Source organism: Photobacterium sp. WH77, assembly GCF_022014395.1.
GTDB classification, from domain to species: Bacteria; Pseudomonadota; Gammaproteobacteria; order Enterobacterales; family Vibrionaceae; genus Photobacterium; species Photobacterium arenosum.
Genome location: NZ_JAKLTE010000010.1, coordinates 73,720 through 95,189 on the forward strand (window position 1 = coordinate 73,720; position 21,470 = coordinate 95,189).

Here is a 21,470-nt window from a genome sequence, read left to right on the forward strand (position 1 = left end):
AGAACAGACAATAAAGTGGTTGTGCGGAGTCAGCAGCAGGAATGAGTATGCCAGAGCCTTCAGATCAGCATCATGATAAGGGAAAAACCATTCGGACCGTGACCCTGGTGGGCGCGATTCTGAATGTTTTTCTGGCGGTATTAAAGATTGGCATAGGTAAGTTTGCGGGCAGCCAGGCACTTGTAGCGGATGGGGTACACAGCTTTTCTGATTTACTGACAGATGCTGTCATTTTGCTGGGCTCCCGATATTGGATGGCACCAGCAGACAGCGGTCATCCCTACGGCCATGGTAAATTTGAAACCCTGGCTAATGTTTTTATCGGGCTAATGCTGGCACTGGTTGGAATTGGTATTGGCTGGGACTCAATTGAAACGCTCAGCGACACACCTCCACCAGCGCCAGGAATGCTGGCATTTTATGCTGCTGTTGCTGCGATTGTGATGAAAGAACTCCTGTACCGCTGGACAATGCGTGAAGCAAAGCACATCCGTAGTGCGGTTTTAAGGGCAAATGCCTGGCATCATCGCAGTGATGCGCTCAGCTCTGTACCTGTTGCTGTCGCTGTGATTACCAATGCCATTTTCCCTTCTCTGAAATATCTGGACCAAATTGCGGCATTGCTGGTGACGGGGATGATTCTGAAAGCGGCATTCGAGATCATCTGGCCGGCTTTTAATGAACTGACCGATGCCCGAGGCAGTGAAGAAGTGGAAAAACGCTTGGTACACATGGCTGAAGAAGACAAAGATATTCGTGAAATCCACGCGATCCGCAGCCGCCAGACGGGGGGGAGCTTGTTACTGGATTGCCATATTCTGGTGGATCCAGAGATGTCGATTGAGAATGCCCATGCGATAAGCGAGCGGTTCAAGCAGAGCGTTATCACCAAGATGGACAATGTCATTGATGTGGTGATTCATATTGAACCATATACCTGTGAAGAGAGACTGGTGAACCCGTGCTCGCTGGACGAACAGCTTCATCAGCAGAAGAAGAAACCAGATCGCTGAGGGCGCCGCTCCTTGAGCCTTTTGGTACTTTTTTATCTTCCCGTCTCATTTGTGATTCTCTTTTACTGCAGTGATCTCACTAGGCTTAAAATGAAAATACCGAATATGCGTGCCATCTAACCGGCTGTATATTTGGCTTTTTTTGAACCTTCACGGCTGGTTGGTAGCAGACTGGCTAATGAGATACCGGGGGATGTATGCCGCTTATTCGTATAAAATCATTACCCTTTGCGGGCGATGTTGAAGTAAACGTTGCCTTGGGTATTTTATCCCAGGCCATTGCCGACGCCACCCAGATTCCCCAGCAGCACATTATGATTGTGTGGGAGTACATACCTGCGGGCCATTTCGTACATGGCGGGCAACTGGCGAATCAGCAACCATCAAATTCGCATCCTGTTCTTGTGGATATGGTTGCCCCCAATTTCAATACCGAAGCGCAAATTGCAGCCATGCTGGAGCTGATAGCCAGCAGTCTGTCACGTACCCTGCCGATTGCGCAGAACAACATTTTCATCAATTACACCCCGGCTTACAGTGATGGTGTATATGACGATGGCCATGTGGTTGAATGGGAAAGTTAACGACACTTGTGCTATCGCTCTGGTACCAGTGATGGCCAGGCAAAACATTTTTTTGTAATGTCATGGAACGCAGGTAATTCGTGTGTAGAATGGGCTGATTTTTATTAAAGTGAGTTGATCATGCTACATATGATTTCTGCGTTGCCACCTATGCTGGCATTATTTATGGCGATTGTCTGTGAGGTGATCGCAACCTCTATGCTGCCTAAAACGCAGCAATTTACTCAACTTGTGCCCACCGTAGTGGTATTAACCGGGTATGGTGCTGCATTCTTTTTGCTTTCAGTGACGGTAAAAGTTGTTCCCATTGGTGTGGCCTATGCCATTTGGTGTGGTGCCGGAATTGTTCTGGTCGCCCTGATCAGCTGGTTGTGGTACGGACAAAAACTGGATCTGTACGCCTTGCTCGGCATTGCATTTATCATGGCCGGCACACTCATCATCAATGTATTTTCCAAGTCTTTAGCACACTGATAATCCGCTATCACATGGCATTTGTTGCTTAGTGGTATCAATCTGCATGGCTGGCCGGGCTGATAAACCTGATCAGCCACACAAAATCAAAAGAAAGAATAAGAAAAATATCGCACTTTTCACCAGTGGAAAGTGCGTAATTATGTATTCGATATGCAGTGGCCTGAAGCTGTTTTTTTCCTGCCCCAGCAAGATGGCTTGTGGCTGAATGCTGTCCAGCCACAGACAGTCTATGCTTTTAAAGCAATGAACGGCTGACCGTATGGATTTGCGCCAGTTTTGTACATGGATCACGTGAAAACGGTTGTCGCTTAAGGGGGGCTGCTCACAGAGGGGGAAGTTGAGCCGGGTAAGTGACTGCACGCCCTGTTTTACCTGATCCCATTTCATTGTCATCTGAAAAGTACCTGCAAAGCACAGACACACCGGCTGTAAACGCTGCGTCTGTTTACCGGGGCTTTCACAACACCAAACGACGCCAGAGCGATGAATAGCCATGCTGCAAATTGGTGATAATATCTAATTTATAACATTTGGTTAGACATTTATCTGGATCTTGTTGCTAATGTAAAAGCTTTGTTATCTTTAGCCCGAGATAAACTGAGATGGAAAGTCTATGAAAGCACGTGAAGCGAATTTTGACGGATTGGTAGGGCCTACGCACAACTACAGTGGTCTGTCGTATGGTAATGTTGCGTCTGCCAAAAATCAGGCGGCGCCATCTAATCCGAAACAAGCTGCCAAGCAAGGCCTGGACAAAATGAAGGCCCTGGCCGACATGGGTATGTTGCAGGGTGTGCTGGCACCGCAAGAGCGTCCAGACGTCCACACTCTGCGCCGCCTGGGTTTCACAGGCAGCGACAAGTCAATTATTGAACAGGCTGCGAAACAAGCGCCTAAAGTGCTGGCTGCGTGTTGTTCGGCGTCCAGTATGTGGACCGCGAATGCAGCCACTGTGTCGCCATCGGCAGATACCGCCGACGGCAAGATCCATTTCACACCGGCAAACCTGACCAATAAGTTTCACCGCTCCATTGAGCATGAAGTAACAGGCCGCATTTTGCGCAGCACCTTTGCCGATCCTGAATACTTTTCTCACCACTCGGCACTGCCAGCGGTAGAACATTTTGGTGATGAAGGCGCGGCGAACCATACCCGTTTCTGCAACGAATACGGTGAGCACGGCGTTGAGTTTTTCGTCTTTGGCCGTCACGCTTTCGATACCCGCCACCCGGCACCAAAAGTGTTCCCGGCCCGCCATACGTTTGAAGCGTGCGAAGCGGTTGCCCGTTTGCATCAGCTGGATCCGGCTAAAGTGGTGATAGCGCAGCAAAACCCGGATGTGATCGACCAGGGTGTATTCCACAACGACGTGATCGCAGTGGGTAACAAGAATATCCTGTTCTGCCACCAGCAGGCATTTTTAGATCAGCAGGGCACTTACCGCTCTCTGAAAGAGAAAATGGGCGAAGGCTTCAACATTATTGAAGTCCCTACCAGCGCTGTGTCTGTTGATGATGCTGTAACCAGTTACCTGTTTAACTCTCAGCTGATCGAAACACCTAACGGTGAAACTCTGTTGGTTCTGCCGGAAGAATGTCGCAAGAACGATAATGTCTGGCGTTATGTTGAGCAGTTGATGGCAGACCAACGCGGTATTGATCAGGTAAAAGTGTATGACCTGAAACAAAGTATGGCCAACGGCGGTGGCCCTGCGTGCTTGCGTTTACGTGTTGTGCTTAATGATCAGGAAGTACGTGCAGTGAATCCTTCAACCCTGATGAATGATGGTTTATACGGCCGACTGAATCAGTGGGTTGACAAGCATTATCGTGATCAGATGGTTGAAGCTGATCTGGCTGATCCTCAGTTACTGGATGAATCCCGTGCTGCACTGGATGAACTGACCCAGATTCTGGCTTTGGGATCGGTTTACCCGTTCCAGCGCTAAGCTTCAGTTAAAGTGTTTTCTCCAAGCTAAAGCGGTATGCTATTCAGGCTGCCGCTTTTTTCTTTTTTATCATTCGCTTAAATCTGACACCATCAGCTGTGTATCCCTCTATACTTGTCAGACAGAGTGATGCTATTCCGACTATTTCCTGGTTATTCTTCGCCATGGCGATGCTATCTTTTTGATGCCGGGACGGTATGAATATCGCGCAGACAGTTAACATCAAAAGCAGTTAAAATGCGAATAACTATCATTTGTGATATTTTGTTTTCAGACCCTGCAATTAGGAAGACAGAGAATGAAAGAGTTGATAACACGCTGGTTAAAAAGAGATCCGGACCCTGCCACCCGGGACGAGTTACAGAACCTGATTGATGCCGGTAATGAACAGGAACTGACCGAACGCTTCTCTGGTCGTCTCGCCTTTGGTACCGCGGGTTTAAGGGGCATAGTGGGTGCTGGCCCCAACCGGATGAACAGGTTGGTTATTCAGGAAACGGCGACCGGGCTGGGGCAGTATTTACAGCAAACCGTGCCTCAGGCGACCCAGCAAGGCGTTGTTATTGGTTATGATGGCCGGCCAGATTCAAAAACCTTTGCCCATGATGCTGCATCAGTATTAACGGCGCAGGGCATCAAGGTTTACCTGACGGTCACGGTCGCGCCAACCCCGCTGGTGGCTTACGGTGTCACAGCTTTAAAGGCGGCCGCAGGTATTGTCGTGACAGCCAGCCATAACCCGCCGGCTTACAACGGGTTTAAAGTGTACTGGGGCAATGGCGCACAGATTATTCCCCCTCACGATAAAGGGATTGCTGCCGCCATCGACCAAGCAGCGCTGCAGCCACTTGATCTGATGGATCTCAATGACGCCGGCAATCAGGGGTTACTGGTTTGGCTGGATGATGAATTTTATAATGATTACAGAGCATCGATTAAACAAAGTGCATTACTGCAAAATCATGCCAAACCCGATGCGGTCAGCATCGCTTACACAGCGATGCATGGCGTGGGCGCACAAATGGCAGAAACTCTGCTCGCGGACGCCGGATTTACTCACGTATACAGTGTCGCCGCTCAGCGAGAGCCGGACGGGACGTTCCCGACGGTAAATTTTCCTAACCCAGAAGAGCCGGGCGCCATGGATCTGGTTATTGCGGAAGCGGAGAAACACCAAGCGACGCTCGCATGTGCTAACGATCCGGACGCCGATCGTTTTGCGGTGGCGGTTCGCACCCCTGAAGGTCAGTATAAAATGCTGACCGGCGATCAGGTTGGTGTCTTACTGGGGCACTATCTGCTGACCAGAGCGAATCCTGAAACAAGCCTTGTCGGCACCACTATTGTCTCTTCCAGCCTGTTGCAAAAAGTGGCGTCGCGTGTCGGTGCTGATTACTACCAGACACTCACTGGCTTTAAATGGCTGACCAATATTGCGATGGAGAAGCAGCGTGAAGACAGCTGTTTCTTGTTTGCGTATGAAGAAGCACTCGGTTATACCGTGGGCGATATGGTGTGGGATAAAGACGGTTTATCCGCGATGCTGGCGTTTGCACAAATGACGGCTGAATTGGCTTTACAAGGTCGCACCGTGTGGGATCAGCTCGAAGCCATTTATCGCGAACACGGTCTGTATCTCAATTCGCAGGTCAGCATTGCTCTGTCACCGAATTCCCCGCCAATCGGCGACACCCTGCGTCAGCAACCGCCGGAGGAAATTGCCGGGCGCAATGTTGTGCGTATTGATGATCTGAAATCCTCCACACGTTATAACGCCGATGGTTCAGTTGAGACGATCGATTTGCCCGCCAGTGATGTGCTGATTTATTTCCTGGAAGATGATTCCAGAGTGGTCGTCCGCCCTTCAGGAACAGAGCCTAAGCTGAAATGCTACTACGAGGTGCTTGAGGTCATTGATCAGATCGACACTCTGGAGCATGCTTATCTGCGTGCTCAAAGCAGTATGGACGAACTGGTGCATCGTCATCAGAACAGCTTGACGGGTCTGACCGACAGGTAATTATTTGCTGTTGTCTGGGGAAGAACGCCAGCTTTGCCGCTGGCGTTTTTATTGATAGCTGTGGCACAAAGCAAGGTGCGATACAGGTTGCTCCTTACGCCAATGATTGGCCTGGCAGGCTATGAGTCTGACGTGTGTCCGCTCAGGCTGGCATAACGGTGCAGCAGCTCTGTCAGTGCTGTAATCCAGCCGAAGGTGTCTGACGGTGCGTTCTTCAGCAGTTTCTCTACTTCCTGGCAATGTTGCTCCAGAGTGACGACTTCTTCCATCTGGAAAGCCATGGCATAAAAATGCCAGAGCAGCAGCCGTGTCATTCTCTCGGTATTCTGTTTTGCCTGTTCAGAGCCGGAAAAGGCGGAAGACACTTCCCCTAAAGCTATCGCTGACATTCGGAGCATGGCGTCAAACTGGGCAGCACGCTGGCGGTCAGCAGTCTGGGTTTCCTCCGGCTCAAAGGTGAACAACTCTTCCATGACATCCTCAGGGACCATACGGCTGAGGATGCGTTGGCTGAACTCTTCCAATTCGTGGCGGGGCATAGTGAGCAGACAGTTTAATGTGTAATCCCGTTGCATCGCTCTCTTTCTCCGGTAAGGCTGCAATGTCTAATGGCCTGTATTTTGCGTGATGATGTGAAGAATTACTACCGCTGTCATTCAGTTACAGCCGTGAAGCCCTTTATACATGCGGTCTGGCGTCATTTAGTTGACACAGGATTGACAAAAAATGAGCAAAATTTAGCTATCTTGCATGCCACAAAGTAATCAAATTATGCTGAGTGTGCATATTCAGCAGTTAGCGAAGATGAAGGTAATGACAGAGTCTGAACAACAATCTGCCCATACTTCAGCCCGATATTTGCCGGGTAAGAATTCTGATGGGGGCGAGCCACCACGCCGCAGCAAGTGGAAAATTCTGCTTGCCCTTATTCTGGTTGGCAGCCTGATTGCCTTAGGTGGGCTGGGCTGGACGCTTAATAAACAGATAGCGGATAAATTTGCCGGTCAGCTTTGGCAGCTACCCTCTGTGGTATATGCCCGCGAGTTGGTGCTGGAACCTGGAGCACAGGTGCGATATGAAGATTTAGTGAAAGAGCTGAAAGCCTTGAACTACCGCAAAGTCAGCAAGCCGACCCGGGTGGGTGAGTACAGCACCAGCCGCCTGAAAGTGGAATTCATTCGTCGTCCCTTTCAGTCACGCAGTGGTCCCCAACAAGCACGTCATGTGATTGCTGAGTTTAACTACAGTTCGGTTAAACGTGTTGCCGATGCGAACACGCATCGTGAATACGGTATTTTTTCTGTTGAACCGCAAATGTTGGGTATGCTGGAAACGGACTCTAACGAGCTGCGTTTGTATAAACCGAAATCAGAGTTGCCTTCTACGCTGATTGATGCACTGCTCGCAACGGAAGACCGTGATTTTTATACCCATGACGGTGTGTCTGTGGTTGCTATCGGGCGCGCGTTTCTGGCGAACATGAAAGCGGGACGCACCGTGCAGGGCGGCAGTACGCTAACTCAGCAGTTGGCGAAAAACCTGTTTCTATCCAGCGAACGCAGTCTGTGGCGGAAGTTTAAAGAAGCTTATATGGCGTTAATCATTGATTATCGCTACAACAAAGATGAAATCCTCGATGCCTATCTGAATCAGGTTTATCTGGCACAAAGTGGCTCGGATGCGGTGCACGGTTTTGCTCTGGGTGCCCGTTTCTACTTTGGTTTGCCGCTGTCAGAACTGCGAATTGATCAGCAGGCACTGTTGGTCGGCATGGTGAAAGGCCCGTCTTATTATAATCCCTGGCGTTATCCGGAGCGTGCGAAAGAGCGCCGGGATCTGGTGCTCAGCCTGCTGCACGATACTCAGAAGATTGATGATGAGACGTATAAAAAAGCCATCAAGCAAGATTTAGACTTACAGCCAAAAGGACATGTCGCCGGCAGGCAGCCAGCATTCTTTAGCTTATTGAAGCAAGAGCTGAACAAACGTGTCAGCCAGGGTTACAAACCGGGTCTGGGTTTACGCGTTTATACCACACTGGATCCTATTTCCCAGGCCAGTGCTGAGGGCGTTGTGCGGGCAAAAATGTCGGCTCTCAAGAAGCAGCACGGCAAACAGCTTGAAACCGCTATGGTAGTTGCAGATCGCCAGACCGGTGAAATCCGCGCCATGGTCGGCGGCAGCCGTCCTGAATTTGAAGGGTTCAACCGCGCACTTGATGCCCGCCGTCAGATCGGTTCGGTTGTGAAACCAGCGGTTTACTTGTCGGCGTTGGCACGACCAGAGCGATTCACTCTGGCCAGTAATCTGGATGACAAACCGCTTACGCTTACCGATGAAAAAGGGAAAACCTGGTCTCCCCGTAATTATGATCGCCAGTTTCGTGGTGAAGTGCCTTTGGTTCAGGCACTGGCACGCTCCTATAACATACCTACAGTGAATCTGGGGATGTCGGTTGGGTTAGACAAGGTGGTGGATACTCTGGTTGATCTTGGCGTTGATCGTGGTCAGATCCCCCAGGTACCGGCAATCTTACTGGGCGCCTTTACTTTGTCGCCGTATGAAGTAACGCAAATGTACCAGACCATTGCTAATGAAGGCCGTCGCAGCGAACTGACAGCCTTGAGCGCTGTGACTGACAGCGATGGTGAGATGATTTATCAGGCATTGCCGACCGCGAAACAGGTGGTCTCTAAGCAATCTGCCTGGCTGACCATGTATGCAATGCAGAAAGTGGTCTCTGAAGGCACAGCCCGTTATCTGGACTCGATTCTTCCGTCACTGAAGCTGGCCGGTAAAACCGGTACCTCTGATGAAGGCCGGGACTCCTGGTATGTAGGCGTTGATGGCCGTGAAGTTGTGACAGTGTGGATGGGCAGGGATGACAATAAAAATGTCAAACTCACAGGCTCTTCTGGCCCGCTGCGTCTGTATGCGGATTACATCCAGCGTCGTGATCCTGAACCGGTCAAGCTGCAGGAACCGAAGAATATTACCGATGTTGCCTATCAGGTTAACCAGCAAGGCGGTTTGACACAGGCCTGCATCGGTCAGGTTGAGTTGCCTGTCTGGGACAAAGACGGCCGTCAGTCGCAAGGCTGTGAAAATAAAGTCTCTACCATTATTCGCTCGATCTTTAATTGGTAGCAGTGACTGGAAATCATCAGCGGGTCGGTTACAATGCCGACCCGTTTTTATATCTGAAGAGTACTCTTTTATGCGACTTCTCAAGCGTACGGTTCATCCTGATGTCTCTGATTTAAGTGGTTCGATGTTTTACCGTGAAGCAGCCAGAGCAATAATCCTGGACGGTGACAATATTCTGATGCTGTACACCGCAAGGTATCACGACTACACCTTACCCGGTGGTGGTATTGATGAAGGGGAAGATATTGAGGCCGGGTTGGTTCGCGAGCTGCAAGAAGAAACCGGCGCCCGCAATATCCGTGACATTGTCCCTTTTGGTCTCTACGAAGAGTACCGGCCATGGTATAAACCTGAGTTTGATATCATGCATATGAAATCATTCTGCTTCACTTGCCGTATTGACAGTCAGTTAGGTGAAACGCAATTGGAATCGTATGAAATCCAGAATGGCATGAAACCTGTCTGGATGAATATCCATGACGCGATTGCTCACAACGAAGAAACGGTTGCTAAAAACGATAAAAAAGGGCTGTCTGTGGAGCGCGAGCTGTTTTTGCTTAAATGTATCCGCGATGAGCTGCTAACTGTGACTGAGAATGCCTGACTTTGGTGTCATTCTAAAGCAAGCAAGTAATTGATTGCATTAACCAAGACAAAAAGTGAATTCGCTCGATAAATGGTAACTTCATCGTTATTTTACACGCGGAATGGACGGAAACTGCCTATGATTATATCCAAGTAATCGTATTTTTGGAGATAGTTATGGCTTTATCAGTTCGCAACATTATTTTTGTCGCTCTGGCGGTATTTCCTCTCTGTGCATCAGCTGCCTGGAAGCTGGATAACAGCCAATCGCAGTTGCGTTTCCTGTCGGTGAAAAATAACAGCGTCATTGAGCAACATGCTTTCAAAGAGCTGGACGGCTCTATCACTGATCAGGGGGAAGTGCAGGTGATGCTGGACTTATCCAGCGTGGACACGCAAATCCCTATCCGTGATGAACGTATGAAAGCGATGCTGTTCAAGGTGTCGGACTTCCCCAAAGCAATGCTGGAAGGCGAGGTTGACATTACCGGGCTGGCGGATCTTAAGCCGGGAGAAACCCTGACTCAGCAAGTGTCTCTTAAGCTCAATCTTCATGGTGCTATCAATCCGGTGAATGCGGATTTACGAATTACACGTCTGGTTGACGGCACGCTGATGGTCAGCAGCCAGAGCCCGATTATCATTGATGCTAAAGCATTCGGCTTAGAAAAGGGAATTACCGCGTTACAAGAAGTCGCGAATTTGAATGGAATATTGCCAAGTGTCCCAGTCTTTGTGAATCTGGCATTTGTGCCTGAATCATAACCCTCTGAATTATTGTGACCTTGGCGGTCACGCTCATTATGCTCTGCCATATTCACATTGAATACAGGGAGTGGTTATGAAGAGCGTGACGGTCAGTGGTAAGCAAATTCAGCCGGGAAAAGTGATCTGCATAGGGCGAAATTATGCCGCCCATATAGAAGAGCTAGGTAATGAAATGCCCGAAGAGATGGTCATTTTCATGAAGCCTAACACGGCGATTGGAGATGAATTACACGCGACTCATGGTGGTGAAGTGCTGCATTATGAAGCCGAGATTGCGTATCTCTATCATGGCGGCCAGTTCAGCGCAGCCGCTCTTGGGTTGGATCTTACCAAGCGTGATTTGCAGTCTAAGCTGAAAGCTAAAGGCTTGCCGTGGGAGCGCAGCAAGGTGTTTGAAGGAGCCGCATTGTTCAGTGAGTTTGTCGCTTTGCCTGATTCGGATTCCCCGCTTGGATTATCGCTGCACATAGATGACACCCTGGTTCAGAAGAGCGACACAACATTCATGCTTTACTCACCGGAAGTTATCCTGGCTGAAGTGCAGAAGGTCATTCCGCTTGAGGATGGCGACGTGGTAATGACCGGGACACCCGAAGGAGTTGGTCAGGTGATAGCCGGGCAAGACTTTCTTGGTGCATTAACCTGTAATGAGGAAGAGCTGGTCAGTTTTGGCTGGACAGCAAAGGACTGACACCTATTTCAGCTGAAGACAAGTTAACACAAAGCGGTACGCATCCATGTTCGAAAAACGTGATTTAGTCAAACTGGCCAATATGAAAATGCCATTTGGTAAGTACAGTGGTCGGGTACTTATCGATTTACCTGAACCTTATCTGCTTTGGTTTGCCAAGCAGGGTTTCCCGGATGGCGAGCTTGGTCGATTGCTGGCGATAACGCTTGAAATGAAAATTGAAGGGTTAGAAGAGGTTATCAGGCCATTGAAAGGTTTTCGCCTGGATGCTCAGGCCTGATCAACATCAGCTATCAGAAATTAACAGGGAGCCGTCTGGCTCCCTGTTGTGTTTACTGGCTCAGAAAGGCGTAGCCTGCCACAAAAGCATTTTCCTGAAACTGGCGCAATCCTGTGCCGCGGAAATCTACTGACAACGGGCTTCTTTTCAGCTTTTCTTTGATATCGGCATTGCTGATGAAAGTGACATCCAGATCGTCAATCAGCTGAATAGCGGTTTCCATTTTGAAGCTTTCAGCGCTTCCCGCGTGCTTGCCACGTGTTTCACGGGTTTTAATGACGATGTGCTCCACCTGGTAGTCTTCGACCAGTTTTTTGAAGCTTTTCTGAAATTGACGCATCTGTTGGTTGTCAAAGGCATCGCTTAGCACCAGTTTCTGCGATCGGCAGTCAGGAATTGAAAACATCCCTTGTTTCAGTGACAGCAGACAAAGGTTAGCTTCTTTACCTTTCAGCTCAACGGCAAAAATTTTCATGGTATATCTCGAATAATGACTATGGCGGCTATTGTAAGCCAAGATAAGACAGGCTGTCAGTGATAATCACTGCGAGAGGCTGAATTTTTACCGGGTTTCGCTGTGTAGCATTTGGGTGAATCGAGAGAAAGGTTAAGGGGTTTAACATTTTTTAAACAATCTTTTCTGCTTGCGTATAAATGTGCTTATACTTTTCATATCAAGCTGTTGACTGTGATTAAGGGATATAAGATGAGATTCAGACTTACGCCCCCTTTAGTGTTTTTAATTACCCTGGCTGCAATGTATTTGCTGGCTCAGTATTTTCCGGTATGGCGTTTCAGTTTTCCCGGCAAGATTTTATTAGAATGGGTGTTCAGTTTATTGGCTGTTGGTTTCGGGCTGGCAGGTATCATGGCTTTTGCCCGCGCGAAGACGGCACTAAGCCCAAGAAAAACAACACGGCTGGTGACGTCTGGCGTCTATCGGATATCAAGAAATCCGATTTACCTGGGGTTGCTATTGTTACTGATAGCGGTTTTTCTTAATTTGTCAGCCTTTTCCAGCCTGATAATGATTCCTGTGTTTGCCATTTACATGAATTATGTGCAGATTGCGGCAGAGGAAAGGGTACTGAAACACGCTTTTGGCCAGCAATATCAGGAGTATTGCCAGCATGTCAGGCGATGGTGCTGATAAGGCATCTGGTCATAAAACAGGGAGCTATGCGCTCCCTGTTTTGGTTCTGGTGACTAACAATCCGCAATGGAATGCTTAGGCATTAACGGCTGGCCGGCAAAGCGAATACCGCGCCAACCATATTTCATGAATGTCCGTATATTCATATGATCTGTGCCATCAGGGTTATTCAGTACAGCATCAAAATAGTGGTGTCCAAAACAGGCAAGTGTTTCCTGTTCAGAGAGTTTGTGTTGCTGGGCAAAGGCGAAAATACGGCACGAGCCTTCATTGCTGCCCGCTTCGTTGGCAAGCGTTTCATTGCCCAGACCGTTGCTGAATGCTGTCGGCCTGTAATCGTAGTGCTGGTCAATGACACTCAGAACGTTGTCGAAGATAACGCTCGTGGGTGATTCCTTGATGGTTGCGAGCAGCGTATCCATGCTGTTCTCCTGCTTCAGTTATATGGGGGGAAAACGGGGGGAATCCCCCCGTATCAGCCCTGCATAACCGGCATCATGCGTCGGATATGCAAAAGCTATTAGTGAATTCAGGCTTATTGTTGTATTGCTTAACGTTTACCTGATTTTTTGGACTGTTGTCTTAGCGCGTCGTCCAGCTCTTCCGGGTACAGGATAATGCCTTCCTGCTCCAGGTTTGGAAACACGACAATCGCCAGTTCGTCGTCTTCCAAGCCTGGCGTCCAGCGGCTGTGCCATTTATTAATTGAAATCGATTCAGGCTTACATTCGGCCCAGTCTCCTGTCGCCCAGGCTTGTGCGAACTCCTGATTTGGCCAAATTGGCACACAGTCTTCATCCTCGCTGTTTAACATGACACAGCCGTGTTCGTCGGTCAGAATCCAGATCTGCCCCTGACTGGTCACTTCTTTCAGCAGGTATTGACATCTTTTTTCCGCATCGTACTGCAAAATAGTGTCAATTTGTTCGGTGGATAAAGGGGTGGTGGACATAGTTGGACCCTGTTTTCGGATGTTGATTATTATGATCAGTTGACTTGGCGGAGCTATTGGCAACATTCAGAAAAACGGCCCTATAGATCGCCCAGAATCAACTGCTCTAAGCATAGTGGAAAGCGGGATGGGAAGAAAGGGGGGAAGGCCAGGCGAAAAAAATGCCAGCAGAGACTGGCATTTCTGATGAGAAGTCTGAAGTTATTTCAGCGTATAAGGTATCCGGACTGTCAATTGGAAATCAGGGGCATCAGCCGTTAACCCCGCTGCTGCGCCTACGTTGATGGTGGTTTCTCTGTTTACGGCATAGTTGGCACCGAACGAAATAGTATCCAGTTGCAGTAATTTCGCATCGTCAGGATACCCTCCGTTCACTTTCGATTTCAGTATGGTTTTGTGGTTCAGGCCAATGCTGAATGAGAATTTGGGGTTGACGGCAAAACCCATACCTGCACCCAGTGAGATGGTGTCCCCCAAGTCAATGGTATTGATTTGCGTACTTGGGGCTTCATCCGTAGCAGGAATTTGAATGCTGACGTCATCTTTAATGTTCCAGATATAGCTGGCATTAAGAAACAGCACTGCAGGGTCAAGTGGCATGATCATAGTGACGCCCGGTTCTATGCTTGGAAAGCCTGAGCCTGTAGGTAACTCTTTGAAATCATTGGTGCTATCAATAGGTACATCATAGGGTGAGCTCCCTGTGGTACTTTTGAAGCGAAGACTACCTATCCAATAGGGAGCTTCGAGCATATTGAACTGGTACTTAAATGCTGCTTCTATATCACCCAGATCGTTACCTTCAACTGTTTTAGTGGTGGGACTGTTGGAAGGTCCATTGATATCCCGCTCAGAAATGGAATCGTTACGGTAAACCCAGGGAATTCTGGCTTCGACTTCTAACCGGTTGGTGATCCCGTAACGCCCGGTGAGGCCAAAGGTCATGGTGGTTCTGTCAATATCACTGGCCCGTATCAGGCCAACAATGAGTGATGGCAGTACGGTATAACCTACCACCGAGACGGTATTGGAGGAGTTCTGGGTATAGGTTAAGGAAGAATCAAGAACGAAAGACCCTTTCGGTGTCAGTACCCCTGGCCTTTCCAGAATGTCTGTAACTGTCTGAACCTGACGCGACTTTTGTTGGGTTGTTGTAGATTCCTCTGCAGCAACCGTGGTTGAAAAGATCGCTATCAGCGCTAAAAGGCTGTGTGTGTTAAACTTTCTCACGATATCCTCACTTTGTTTGCAAAGGTCACCCCAAAAATGGCAGTCAGTTGCACTGACTTGTCATAAGAATAGTCAAGCATCCGATAAAAAGTGATCAATAAAAGGTTATTTTTGTCTTACTTCTGAATCCTGATAAAAACAGTATTAATCTCAATACAATTATTAGTAATGAGAATGGTGAATCCATTCTTAGAAATAAGCACGCTCAGACAAGGTGAATAAAGGAATGCGCGTGTTTTTTATTGCCATCGTTTTTATTAAAAATAATACAAACTAAAAAGTGGCGAAAACTAGTATTAAGTTATCTCTCGTGGCAACACGGGAGAGCAATAAAATAAAAACTCAACATATTTGGAGTCTTAATCATGCGTAAATCTAATCTCGCGCTGTTAGTGGCAGTCGTAGTTGCATCTCCACTGGCTCTGGCTAGTGGCTATCCTCAAGCACCTAGCTACGGCGGTGGTGGTTACGGTGGTCATAATGGTGGTTATGGTGATAATGATTCATCCATCGTTGATTCATTTAATGATGATATCACTAAGACAGCCACGCTGACTTATGACAGTGATAAAACCATTACAGATAGCTTCAATGAGGACAACGATACGCTGAAAATGAAGGACATCAATAACGATAAAAGCTTTAAGTACACAGATAACAGTGATAACAGCAAAAAGTTCCACTTCGAAAGTAACTTTAAGCACACTGAAACCTGGAAAATCGATATTGATAAAAACTTCTACATGGCGAAATCCGACCTGAAAGGTGAAGTCATTGGTAATGACGTCACATACGGCGGTGCTTGCTGTGATGATAAAGACTGGGGCCATGGTGGTTATGGTAACAGTGGTTACGGTAATGGTGGCAATCACGGCGGTGGTAATGCCGGTTCGCTGACAGTGACCCATGTGAATGATATGTCTGGTGCCTTTGCCGGTGCTTCAGGTATCAGCCTGGCAGGTCAAAACGCCGGTAACAACTCGCTGGTTCAACAAAGTGCTAGCACTAACGCTGTACTTCTGGGCCAATAACACATTAGCTGAGGGGTGTCAGAGACAGCTCTCAGGAGGACGTCATGAGATATTTAACGCTGACCGTAGCTGTACTGTTATCTTGGGGTGCAGTTGCTGATGAGTTGGATATTCTAACAAGTTCCGATACGTTGAGTGATAGTTCAATGTATGAGACTCGAGGTGGGCAGTACGAGCTCAACATTGACTACATGCAAGCCGATTCGGATATGTACGGTGATGTCGTGGGTAATGGCGCGTATGGCAATACAACTGGTAATAACGTAATTGATGGCGGAGCCTTCAGCGGATCATCAGGGGTATTCAACGTAGTCCAAAACACCGGTAATAATGTGTTAATTCAAAATGCGACCGTGGTTAACCTGACATTGAAGTAACACTGTTAGTGTATCTAAGCTGGATTATTTAATCCGGGAATAAAACTAAATGTTAAATTACTAGTAATTGATATTTGGTTTCGCAGGGCTAACATCATTGCTTCAACATCTATAACATTTACCCAGCATGAGATTTATTTAAATCTCATGCGTTATGGGGAACATAATTGGAGTAACATCATGCGTAAATCAAACGTGTTGTTATTAGCAGCGATTATTGCATCGCCTATGGCGTTTGCAAATGGTTATCCAGATGCAGATAACATCGAAGGCAGCTTCAATGATACTGTTGAGAAAACATTGACTGTCGATATCAGCAAATCAAAAGAAATCGATTATTCTTTCAATGAAGATAACGATGATCTTTATATGCGTGATATCGGTAATGATAAATCCAAAACCATTAAAGATAACAGCGATAATTCCTGGGTTGTGAAGAAAGTGTCTGATGTAGAAATCGACAAAACTTTCAAAAAATCATACAGCATGGATAAAGTACTCGCTGATTCGGAAATTGATGGTGAAGTGATTAGAAACGAAGTGACCTATGGCGGTGCTTGCTGTGATGGTAAAGCCGGTACTGTTGATGTTGAACACTATAACACTATGGTCAACTCGTTTAGTGATGCGTCTGGTATCAGCATTGCTGGTCAGAACGCAGGTAATAACTCTATGGTTCAGCAATCTACCAGCACCAACGCTACACTGTCTGGCTCTGCTAGTTACTAACCAAACCGGGCCGTCGCAAGGCGGCCCTTTCATTGTTTTTACCTATGGAGCCTTTCAATAGCCTTGAGAATCTCCGATAGATAAGAATGATTTCCTGCCTGACGACAATAAGAGCGGCGTCAGGTTAATAACAGCGAAGGGTGTGGTGATGAAAATAAAACTGGCAACCCTGGCATTGGCAGGATTAATGGTCAGCACAACCGTGAGTGCTCTGGACTATTTCCCAAGCCGAGGCGCATACAATGTAAAAGTGCAAAGTTATCAGGAGAAGCTCTTTGGTGATGTCATGCGCCAGCAGTACGACTTTAGTTGCGGCTCTGCGGCGGTGGCTTCACTGATGACCTATCACTACGGCATTGAGACCAATGAAAATACGGTATTCAAGTCGATGTTTGCAAATGGTGATCCTGAAAAAATAGAGAAACAGGGATTTTCCATGTTCGATATGAAGGCTTACATGCAGTCTGTTGGCCTGGATGCCAATGGTTATCGTCTTCCGCTTGAGAAATTTAAAACACTCGGGGTGCCCGCCATAACCATTGTCAATTTCGATGGCTATATGCACTTTGTGGTGATTAAAGGTATCAACAGTGAACAGATTATTCTGGGCGATCCGTCGCGTGGCACTATGGTGATGAAGCTCAGTGAATTTAAACCTTATTATCGCGGCTCGGTATTGCTGGTGAAAAATAAAGTGAAAGAGGGGCGCGAAAGTTTCATTACCCAAGAAAACTACAGTGTGTACAACCCTTCACCAGTATCTGATGCTGTCGCAAGGGACTCGCTGTCAACGTTCAGTATTACATTGCCGGGTACAAACGATTACTAAAAGGCAGAGGCTAGTATGAACAAGCTATCTTACTATGTTGTAGCAGCCACCCTGGGAGGTGCTGCTGTCATGGCAAATACTTCCGCGAACGCATTCACCAAGCCATCGAGTTTGTTGGTATTGAATGATTCGGGCATGATTGCCATGACACAATCGGAAATGTCTGCAATACGAGGGGGGTTCTCGGCGGAAGGTTCGCTGATAAGCATCGGGCTGAGTATTATCACGGCCCTTAACGGCGAAGAGATATTACGCTCGCATATTGCCAATTTCACCATCAGCAACGGGATGCTCACCACTACCGCAGGGTCAGCCTATTCAAGTGGCGAAATGCTCACTTTGAAGCAGGTGGGGGATAACAACTCTTTTGAACGGCCCAGTTTATTGCCCAACAGCATCATGCAGGTGGTGCAAAACAGCCTGGATGGCAGCAATATTCGTATTGAGAGAAACATAGACATTGATGCTGATATTAACGGATACATCCAGCATAGTGTAATGAAAAGCCGACTTGAGAATGCGATTTTGCATACAGGATATTGATAGTTATTTCCTTCCAATTTGTGTTGTTAGTGCCAAGGTACAGCAGGCTGCTGTACCTTTTTTGTATGCAGTTTTATCCAGCCAGGTATACGATCGTAAAAAGTTCCAGAAATGCCTAGAATCTTAAATTGTTGAATATTGGCCTATTATGTTGTGAGAAGACGCTTATTAAGACAATTCTTACTATTGATACCACGCGTATCAGTGGTTTCTTGCCTATATTTTCAATGAACATTAATAATAAATGTGCATTGAAATGAAGGTGACTTCTGATGGTAGGTCAATGTCAAAATAAAGCACTAAATGGCAGACTAGTGGCAATAGGATGTAACTACGAGCCTTGGATAGCGCTTCTCGAACAGTCAGGTTGGAAAACCCAGTGCTGTTATGATTTAAGAACGGTTGATTCAATCCTGGAAGAGTTCAGCCCATGTATTTGTATCGTTGATTTAAGCAATAATGATTTTAGCTTAAACAGCATATCTTTGAGGGCAAATAAAACCAAACAAGTGAGATGGATTGCTCTGATTAAAAAAGAGCAATTGAAAACAGATGCAATATGTCAGTTTATCAATAACTTTTGTGTCGACTATTTCACTGTACCCGTACCAGGCAGCCATCTGCTGGATACTGTTGGTCATCAGCTAGGCATGCTGGATATTGAATCCAGTTCCTGGCATGAGATTACCACCCAGCACGAGATGGGCTTGTTTGGTGAGTCAAAAACGATCAAACAATTACGTGACATGGTTCGTCGTGTGGCGTTAACAGAAGTTAACGTGTTTCTTACCGGGGAGAATGGCACGGGCAAAGAGCTGATAGCCAAGTCTGTTCATAACCTGTCCAAACGCAAACATGCCCCCTTTGTGACGATTAATTGCGGGGCACTCAGCAAAGATGATGAAAAGCTGAACTTCCTCAGGCATGTGTCAAAGCCTGATGAGGAAGGCACAGGCTTTAACGGCACCATCATGCTGGATAATGTGGAAGAGTTAACCAAAGAATTTCAGGAATTACTCTTGTCCTTCATTCAGGCTCCTGGCAATGATTCTCTGGACGGCGATTCAGCTTGCGATGTTCGCATTATTGCGGCAACCAGCGCAGATCTGGACGCCTTGGTAGCTAAAGGGGAATTCAGCAAAGAATTGTTTTATCGTCTGAATGTCTTCCACATAAAAGTACCGACCTTGCGAGAGCGTGGTTCTGACATTTTCTTGTTAGCAGAAACCTTTTTGCAGAAGTTTGCCAAGGAATACAGCACCATGGCATCGAGCTTCTCGGAAGACTCCAAGCAACTCTTGCTGCGCTACAGTTGGCCGGGCAATGTCCGTGAGCTGATTAATCAGGTCAAACGGGCAGCGTTGCTGGCGGAGGGGAACGAAGTAAGGGCTGAGCATTTTGATTTGCCCAGCAAGGCTAATTTCAAGCAAAGCTTGCGTAATATTAAGGATGAAGCAGAGAAAGACGTGTTGGTGGCGGTACTGGAAACACACAGGGGTCAGGTTGCTTCGGCAGCCAAAGATTTAGGTGTGTCACGTGCAACCATGTACCGGTTACTGAACAAGCACAATATTGTGCCTGATGTACGTCACTATAACTCGTCGTTTATGCGTGAATAATCCGTAAGCAGGAAGTGAAACACCCCGCACCAAAGTGCGGGGTGTTTGTTTATATACGGTTTGAACGAGATGAGTTCTTAGTGAGACAACAAAATGATTTCGTTGTGCTCATCTGAATCTGTATTGGTGTAGACACACTCTGGCTGGTCAACCATAAGCTCATCCATGGTTGGCACAACGAGTGTTGCCAGGTTGATACTGTCCATTTGTGTTCCTTACTGCTTATCGTTTACTACTAATCATGGTTTCTGTCATTGTCTGCCAGAAACACTATGTGTTTGAGATGACATTAACATGACAATGCGGCGATGTGCAGAGTCGCTTGGCTATCATTGACTCTTGTTCACAAATTCGTCGCCTATAAATCAATCGCCCACAAATCAGCCCGAGACCTTAGTATCCGCTTTGTTTAAAGGCCGGAGCCCGGCAGCAAAGGGATGTCCAGTACCAGCGGGCAGTGATCCGACAGCGTTAAGCGGCTGACATCTTTTTGGGAAAACGGATACTGATAGACCTTTCCCTGCCTGAGGACATCAGCAATGTCGGCAGACGCCACAAAGTGATCGATCAAAGCGGTGTATCGCCGGTATTCTGCCTTGCGTTTGGAGCGGTTCAGACGAACATAGCACGAGGCGTTCACGTCTTTTGTCAGCAGATGGACAGAATGACGATCTGAAGAAGGGGCGCTCAGGGAACGATACAACCAGTCACCGCTGTCTGCCATCCGGTGATTAAAGTCGCCACTGATCAAAAACGATTCTTTAGCTGCCAGACGTTGATCAATCCAGTTTTTCAGTACGCCAGCCTGATAGCTCAGGACACGGCAGGACGCAGACTGTCTGTTGATCTTGCTGGTGTAGCAGCCCGATTTTAAATGTACGCTCAGCAGATGTATGGGCGTGCCTGACTGAGGATGAACAATCACATACGTTCCGTAGCGAAGGCGGCCTTTTCTGGCTCGTTCGCCTGATTTGGGCGCGGTGCGGATATTCAGACTGGCGATATCTTGCGGGTCACTGACGGGCAGGGATTGCCGGATAGCAAAGCCAGTGTACTGATTGCCGTCTCTGAAGCTTTCGCTGGCTTTGCCGTGCCGGTCGGAAAGATACAGCGAGTACTGATCTTTGGGCAGGATTCGCTCAACGGCTTCCTTACTGTCTGCTTCCTGAAACGCAATAATGTCCGGTGAGACCCGGCGGATCACATCAGTAAAATAGGCATAATCGGCATCGGTGCGGGGTACCCGGGGCGTGCCAAACCATTCCAGATTCCAGCTCATAACAGTCAGTGATTGCCGTTGTGGCTGTTCGCGGCCAAAAGAGGACAGGCTGTCTGATGCATAGCTGAACATACTGAAAAAACTGACACAGAGGATCAGGATGAACGTCATTCCAACGTCTGGCCGAATTCTGTTTACCCTTGTTAACCTTGCCGCCATCAGACGTTCTCCTGCACTGAAATGAAACACATATCAAAGTGTAACCGACATTTAAG

24 protein-coding genes are annotated in these 21,470 nt (G+C 47.6%); 17 read left to right on the top strand and 7 right to left on the bottom strand.

The annotated features are described in order from the left end of the window. Positions 1–47 precede the first annotated feature (47 nt). The 5 genes from L6J37_RS12000 to L6J37_RS12020 all read left to right on the top strand — a co-directional run bounded on the left by L6J37_RS12000 (position 48) and on the right by L6J37_RS12020 (position 6,042). Positions 48–1,013, top strand: a complete 966-nt coding sequence (locus L6J37_RS12000; protein WP_237795266.1) for a cation diffusion facilitator family transporter — start codon at positions 48–50, stop codon at positions 1,011–1,013. Positions 1,014–1,210: 197 nt separating this feature from the next. Beyond that, entirely contained in the window at positions 1,211–1,597 is a 387-nt protein-coding gene (locus L6J37_RS12005) for a hypothetical protein (RefSeq protein WP_192014231.1), read from the top strand. Positions 1,598–1,726: 129 nt separating this feature from the next. Next, positions 1,727–2,071, top strand: a complete 345-nt coding sequence (locus tag L6J37_RS12010) for a DMT family transporter (RefSeq protein ID WP_192014546.1) — start codon at positions 1,727–1,729, stop codon at positions 2,069–2,071. A 616-nt stretch (positions 2,072–2,687) separates the two neighbouring features. Then, the gene (gene astB / locus L6J37_RS12015) at positions 2,688–4,022 is read left to right on the top strand and encodes an N-succinylarginine dihydrolase (protein WP_192014229.1); all 1,335 of its coding nucleotides are present in this window, start codon (positions 2,688–2,690) and stop codon (positions 4,020–4,022) included. A 298-nt stretch (positions 4,023–4,320) separates the two neighbouring features. Continuing rightward, positions 4,321–6,042 carry a phospho-sugar mutase gene (locus L6J37_RS12020; protein WP_237795267.1) on the top strand — a complete coding sequence of 574 codons (1,722 nt, stop codon included), beginning with the start codon at positions 4,321–4,323 and terminating at the stop codon, positions 6,040–6,042. Between the two features lie 119 nt (positions 6,043–6,161). On the opposite strand, the gene L6J37_RS12025 is transcribed toward L6J37_RS12020, so the two are convergent. Further along, on the bottom strand, positions 6,162–6,617 hold the full coding sequence (locus L6J37_RS12025) for an exoribonuclease R (RefSeq protein ID WP_218386601.1): 456 nt from the start codon (positions 6,615–6,617) through the stop codon (positions 6,162–6,164). A gap of 196 nt (positions 6,618–6,813) precedes the next feature. On the opposite strand from L6J37_RS12025, the gene mrcB reads away from it, so the two are divergent. The 5 genes from mrcB to L6J37_RS12050 all read left to right on the top strand — a co-directional run bounded on the left by mrcB (position 6,814) and on the right by L6J37_RS12050 (position 11,513). Next, on the top strand, positions 6,814–9,189 hold the full coding sequence (gene mrcB, locus L6J37_RS12030; RefSeq protein ID WP_237795268.1) for a penicillin-binding protein 1B: 2,376 nt from the start codon (positions 6,814–6,816) through the stop codon (positions 9,187–9,189). Positions 9,190–9,259: 70 nt separating this feature from the next. Next, a complete protein-coding gene (locus L6J37_RS12035; protein ID WP_192014221.1) occupies positions 9,260–9,793 on the top strand; it encodes an NUDIX hydrolase in 534 nt (177 codons plus the stop codon). A 158-nt stretch (positions 9,794–9,951) separates the two neighbouring features. Next, entirely contained in the window at positions 9,952–10,539 is a 588-nt protein-coding gene (locus tag L6J37_RS12040) for a YceI family protein (RefSeq protein ID WP_192014219.1), read from the top strand. 76 nt (positions 10,540–10,615) lie between these two features. Then, on the top strand, positions 10,616–11,233 hold the full coding sequence (locus L6J37_RS12045; RefSeq protein WP_218386603.1) for a fumarylacetoacetate hydrolase family protein: 618 nt from the start codon (positions 10,616–10,618) through the stop codon (positions 11,231–11,233). A gap of 46 nt (positions 11,234–11,279) precedes the next feature. Further along, the gene (locus L6J37_RS12050) at positions 11,280–11,513 is read left to right on the top strand and encodes a DUF3820 family protein (RefSeq protein ID WP_192014215.1); all 234 of its coding nucleotides are present in this window, start codon (positions 11,280–11,282) and stop codon (positions 11,511–11,513) included. 52 nt (positions 11,514–11,565) lie between these two features. On the opposite strand, the gene L6J37_RS12055 is transcribed toward L6J37_RS12050, so the two are convergent. Beyond that, a complete protein-coding gene (locus L6J37_RS12055; protein WP_218386605.1) occupies positions 11,566–11,988 on the bottom strand; it encodes a DUF3010 family protein in 423 nt (140 codons plus the stop codon). A 231-nt stretch (positions 11,989–12,219) separates the two neighbouring features. Between L6J37_RS12055 and L6J37_RS12060 the strand changes: the two genes are divergently transcribed. Next, complete coding sequence (locus L6J37_RS12060) at positions 12,220–12,663, top strand: methyltransferase family protein (RefSeq protein ID WP_192014211.1); 444 nt, start codon at positions 12,220–12,222, stop codon at positions 12,661–12,663. Positions 12,664–12,719: 56 nt separating this feature from the next. On the opposite strand, the gene L6J37_RS12065 is transcribed toward L6J37_RS12060, so the two are convergent. The 3 genes from L6J37_RS12065 to L6J37_RS12075 all read right to left on the bottom strand — a co-directional run bounded on the left by L6J37_RS12065 (position 12,720) and on the right by L6J37_RS12075 (position 14,848). Beyond that, positions 12,720–13,088, bottom strand: coding sequence for a HopJ type III effector protein (locus L6J37_RS12065; protein ID WP_192014209.1), 369 nt, complete (start codon positions 13,086–13,088; stop codon positions 12,720–12,722). A 128-nt stretch (positions 13,089–13,216) separates the two neighbouring features. Beyond that, positions 13,217–13,618 (bottom strand): DUF2750 domain-containing protein, encoded by a 402-nt coding sequence (locus L6J37_RS12070; protein WP_192014207.1) that lies wholly within the window; start codon positions 13,616–13,618, stop codon positions 13,217–13,219. Between the two features lie 201 nt (positions 13,619–13,819). After that, entirely contained in the window at positions 13,820–14,848 is a 1,029-nt protein-coding gene (locus tag L6J37_RS12075) for a transporter (RefSeq protein WP_192014205.1), read from the bottom strand. 365 nt (positions 14,849–15,213) lie between these two features. On the opposite strand from L6J37_RS12075, the gene L6J37_RS12080 reads away from it, so the two are divergent. The 6 genes from L6J37_RS12080 to L6J37_RS12105 all read left to right on the top strand — a co-directional run bounded on the left by L6J37_RS12080 (position 15,214) and on the right by L6J37_RS12105 (position 19,976). After that, the gene (locus L6J37_RS12080) at positions 15,214–15,879 is read left to right on the top strand and encodes a hypothetical protein (protein ID WP_218386610.1); all 666 of its coding nucleotides are present in this window, start codon (positions 15,214–15,216) and stop codon (positions 15,877–15,879) included. A gap of 44 nt (positions 15,880–15,923) precedes the next feature. Continuing rightward, positions 15,924–16,256 (top strand): carbon storage regulator, encoded by a 333-nt coding sequence (locus L6J37_RS12085; RefSeq protein ID WP_192014201.1) that lies wholly within the window; start codon positions 15,924–15,926, stop codon positions 16,254–16,256. A gap of 180 nt (positions 16,257–16,436) precedes the next feature. Continuing rightward, the gene (locus L6J37_RS12090; RefSeq protein ID WP_192014199.1) at positions 16,437–16,985 is read left to right on the top strand and encodes a hypothetical protein; all 549 of its coding nucleotides are present in this window, start codon (positions 16,437–16,439) and stop codon (positions 16,983–16,985) included. 148 nt (positions 16,986–17,133) lie between these two features. Further along, on the top strand, positions 17,134–17,814 hold the full coding sequence (locus L6J37_RS12095; RefSeq protein ID WP_192014197.1) for a C39 family peptidase: 681 nt from the start codon (positions 17,134–17,136) through the stop codon (positions 17,812–17,814). A gap of 15 nt (positions 17,815–17,829) precedes the next feature. Then, a complete protein-coding gene (locus L6J37_RS12100) occupies positions 17,830–18,357 on the top strand; it encodes a hypothetical protein (protein ID WP_192014195.1) in 528 nt (175 codons plus the stop codon). 272 nt (positions 18,358–18,629) lie between these two features. Further along, positions 18,630–19,976 (top strand): VpsR-related response regulator, encoded by a 1,347-nt coding sequence (locus L6J37_RS12105; protein WP_192014193.1) that lies wholly within the window; start codon positions 18,630–18,632, stop codon positions 19,974–19,976. A 77-nt stretch (positions 19,977–20,053) separates the two neighbouring features. On the opposite strand, the gene L6J37_RS21345 is transcribed toward L6J37_RS12105, so the two are convergent. Then, entirely contained in the window at positions 20,054–20,182 is a 129-nt protein-coding gene (locus L6J37_RS21345) for a hypothetical protein (RefSeq protein WP_255558089.1), read from the bottom strand. A gap of 203 nt (positions 20,183–20,385) precedes the next feature. Next, entirely contained in the window at positions 20,386–21,366 is a 981-nt protein-coding gene (locus L6J37_RS12110) for an endonuclease/exonuclease/phosphatase family protein (protein ID WP_218386612.1), read from the bottom strand. Positions 21,367–21,470 lie beyond the last annotated feature (104 nt).

What these genes read in the sequence shown, in the direction of transcription:
- L6J37_RS12000 (WP_237795266.1), top strand. Translation starts at nt 48, where the DNA reads ATGCCAGAGCCTTCAGATCAGCATCATGATAAGGGAAAAACCATTCGG.
- L6J37_RS12005 (WP_192014231.1), top strand. Translation starts at nt 1,211, where the DNA reads ATGCCGCTTATTCGTATAAAATCATTACCCTTTGCGGGCGATGTTGAA.
- L6J37_RS12010 (WP_192014546.1), top strand. Translation starts at nt 1,727, where the DNA reads ATGATTTCTGCGTTGCCACCTATGCTGGCATTATTTATGGCGATTGTC.
- astB (WP_192014229.1), top strand. Translation starts at nt 2,688, where the DNA reads ATGAAAGCACGTGAAGCGAATTTTGACGGATTGGTAGGGCCTACGCAC.
- L6J37_RS12020 (WP_237795267.1), top strand. Translation starts at nt 4,321, where the DNA reads ATGAAAGAGTTGATAACACGCTGGTTAAAAAGAGATCCGGACCCTGCC.
- L6J37_RS12025 (WP_218386601.1), bottom strand. Translation starts at nt 6,617, where the DNA reads ATGCAACGGGATTACACATTAAACTGTCTGCTCACTATGCCCCGCCAC.
- mrcB (WP_237795268.1), top strand. Translation starts at nt 6,814, where the DNA reads ATGCTGAGTGTGCATATTCAGCAGTTAGCGAAGATGAAGGTAATGACA.
- L6J37_RS12035 (WP_192014221.1), top strand. Translation starts at nt 9,260, where the DNA reads ATGCGACTTCTCAAGCGTACGGTTCATCCTGATGTCTCTGATTTAAGT.
- L6J37_RS12040 (WP_192014219.1), top strand. Translation starts at nt 9,952, where the DNA reads ATGGCTTTATCAGTTCGCAACATTATTTTTGTCGCTCTGGCGGTATTT.
- L6J37_RS12045 (WP_218386603.1), top strand. Translation starts at nt 10,616, where the DNA reads ATGAAGAGCGTGACGGTCAGTGGTAAGCAAATTCAGCCGGGAAAAGTG.
- L6J37_RS12050 (WP_192014215.1), top strand. Translation starts at nt 11,280, where the DNA reads ATGTTCGAAAAACGTGATTTAGTCAAACTGGCCAATATGAAAATGCCA.
- L6J37_RS12055 (WP_218386605.1), bottom strand. Translation starts at nt 11,988, where the DNA reads ATGAAAATTTTTGCCGTTGAGCTGAAAGGTAAAGAAGCTAACCTTTGT.
- L6J37_RS12060 (WP_192014211.1), top strand. Translation starts at nt 12,220, where the DNA reads ATGAGATTCAGACTTACGCCCCCTTTAGTGTTTTTAATTACCCTGGCT.
- L6J37_RS12065 (WP_192014209.1), bottom strand. Translation starts at nt 13,088, where the DNA reads ATGGATACGCTGCTCGCAACCATCAAGGAATCACCCACGAGCGTTATC.
- L6J37_RS12070 (WP_192014207.1), bottom strand. Translation starts at nt 13,618, where the DNA reads ATGTCCACCACCCCTTTATCCACCGAACAAATTGACACTATTTTGCAG.
- L6J37_RS12080 (WP_218386610.1), top strand. Translation starts at nt 15,214, where the DNA reads ATGCGTAAATCTAATCTCGCGCTGTTAGTGGCAGTCGTAGTTGCATCT.
- L6J37_RS12085 (WP_192014201.1), top strand. Translation starts at nt 15,924, where the DNA reads ATGAGATATTTAACGCTGACCGTAGCTGTACTGTTATCTTGGGGTGCA.
- L6J37_RS12090 (WP_192014199.1), top strand. Translation starts at nt 16,437, where the DNA reads ATGCGTAAATCAAACGTGTTGTTATTAGCAGCGATTATTGCATCGCCT.
- L6J37_RS12095 (WP_192014197.1), top strand. Translation starts at nt 17,134, where the DNA reads ATGAAAATAAAACTGGCAACCCTGGCATTGGCAGGATTAATGGTCAGC.
- L6J37_RS12100 (WP_192014195.1), top strand. Translation starts at nt 17,830, where the DNA reads ATGAACAAGCTATCTTACTATGTTGTAGCAGCCACCCTGGGAGGTGCT.
- L6J37_RS12105 (WP_192014193.1), top strand. Translation starts at nt 18,630, where the DNA reads ATGGTAGGTCAATGTCAAAATAAAGCACTAAATGGCAGACTAGTGGCA.
- L6J37_RS21345 (WP_255558089.1), bottom strand. Translation starts at nt 20,182, where the DNA reads ATGGACAGTATCAACCTGGCAACACTCGTTGTGCCAACCATGGATGAG.
- L6J37_RS12110 (WP_218386612.1), bottom strand. Translation starts at nt 21,366, where the DNA reads ATGACGTTCATCCTGATCCTCTGTGTCAGTTTTTTCAGTATGTTCAGC.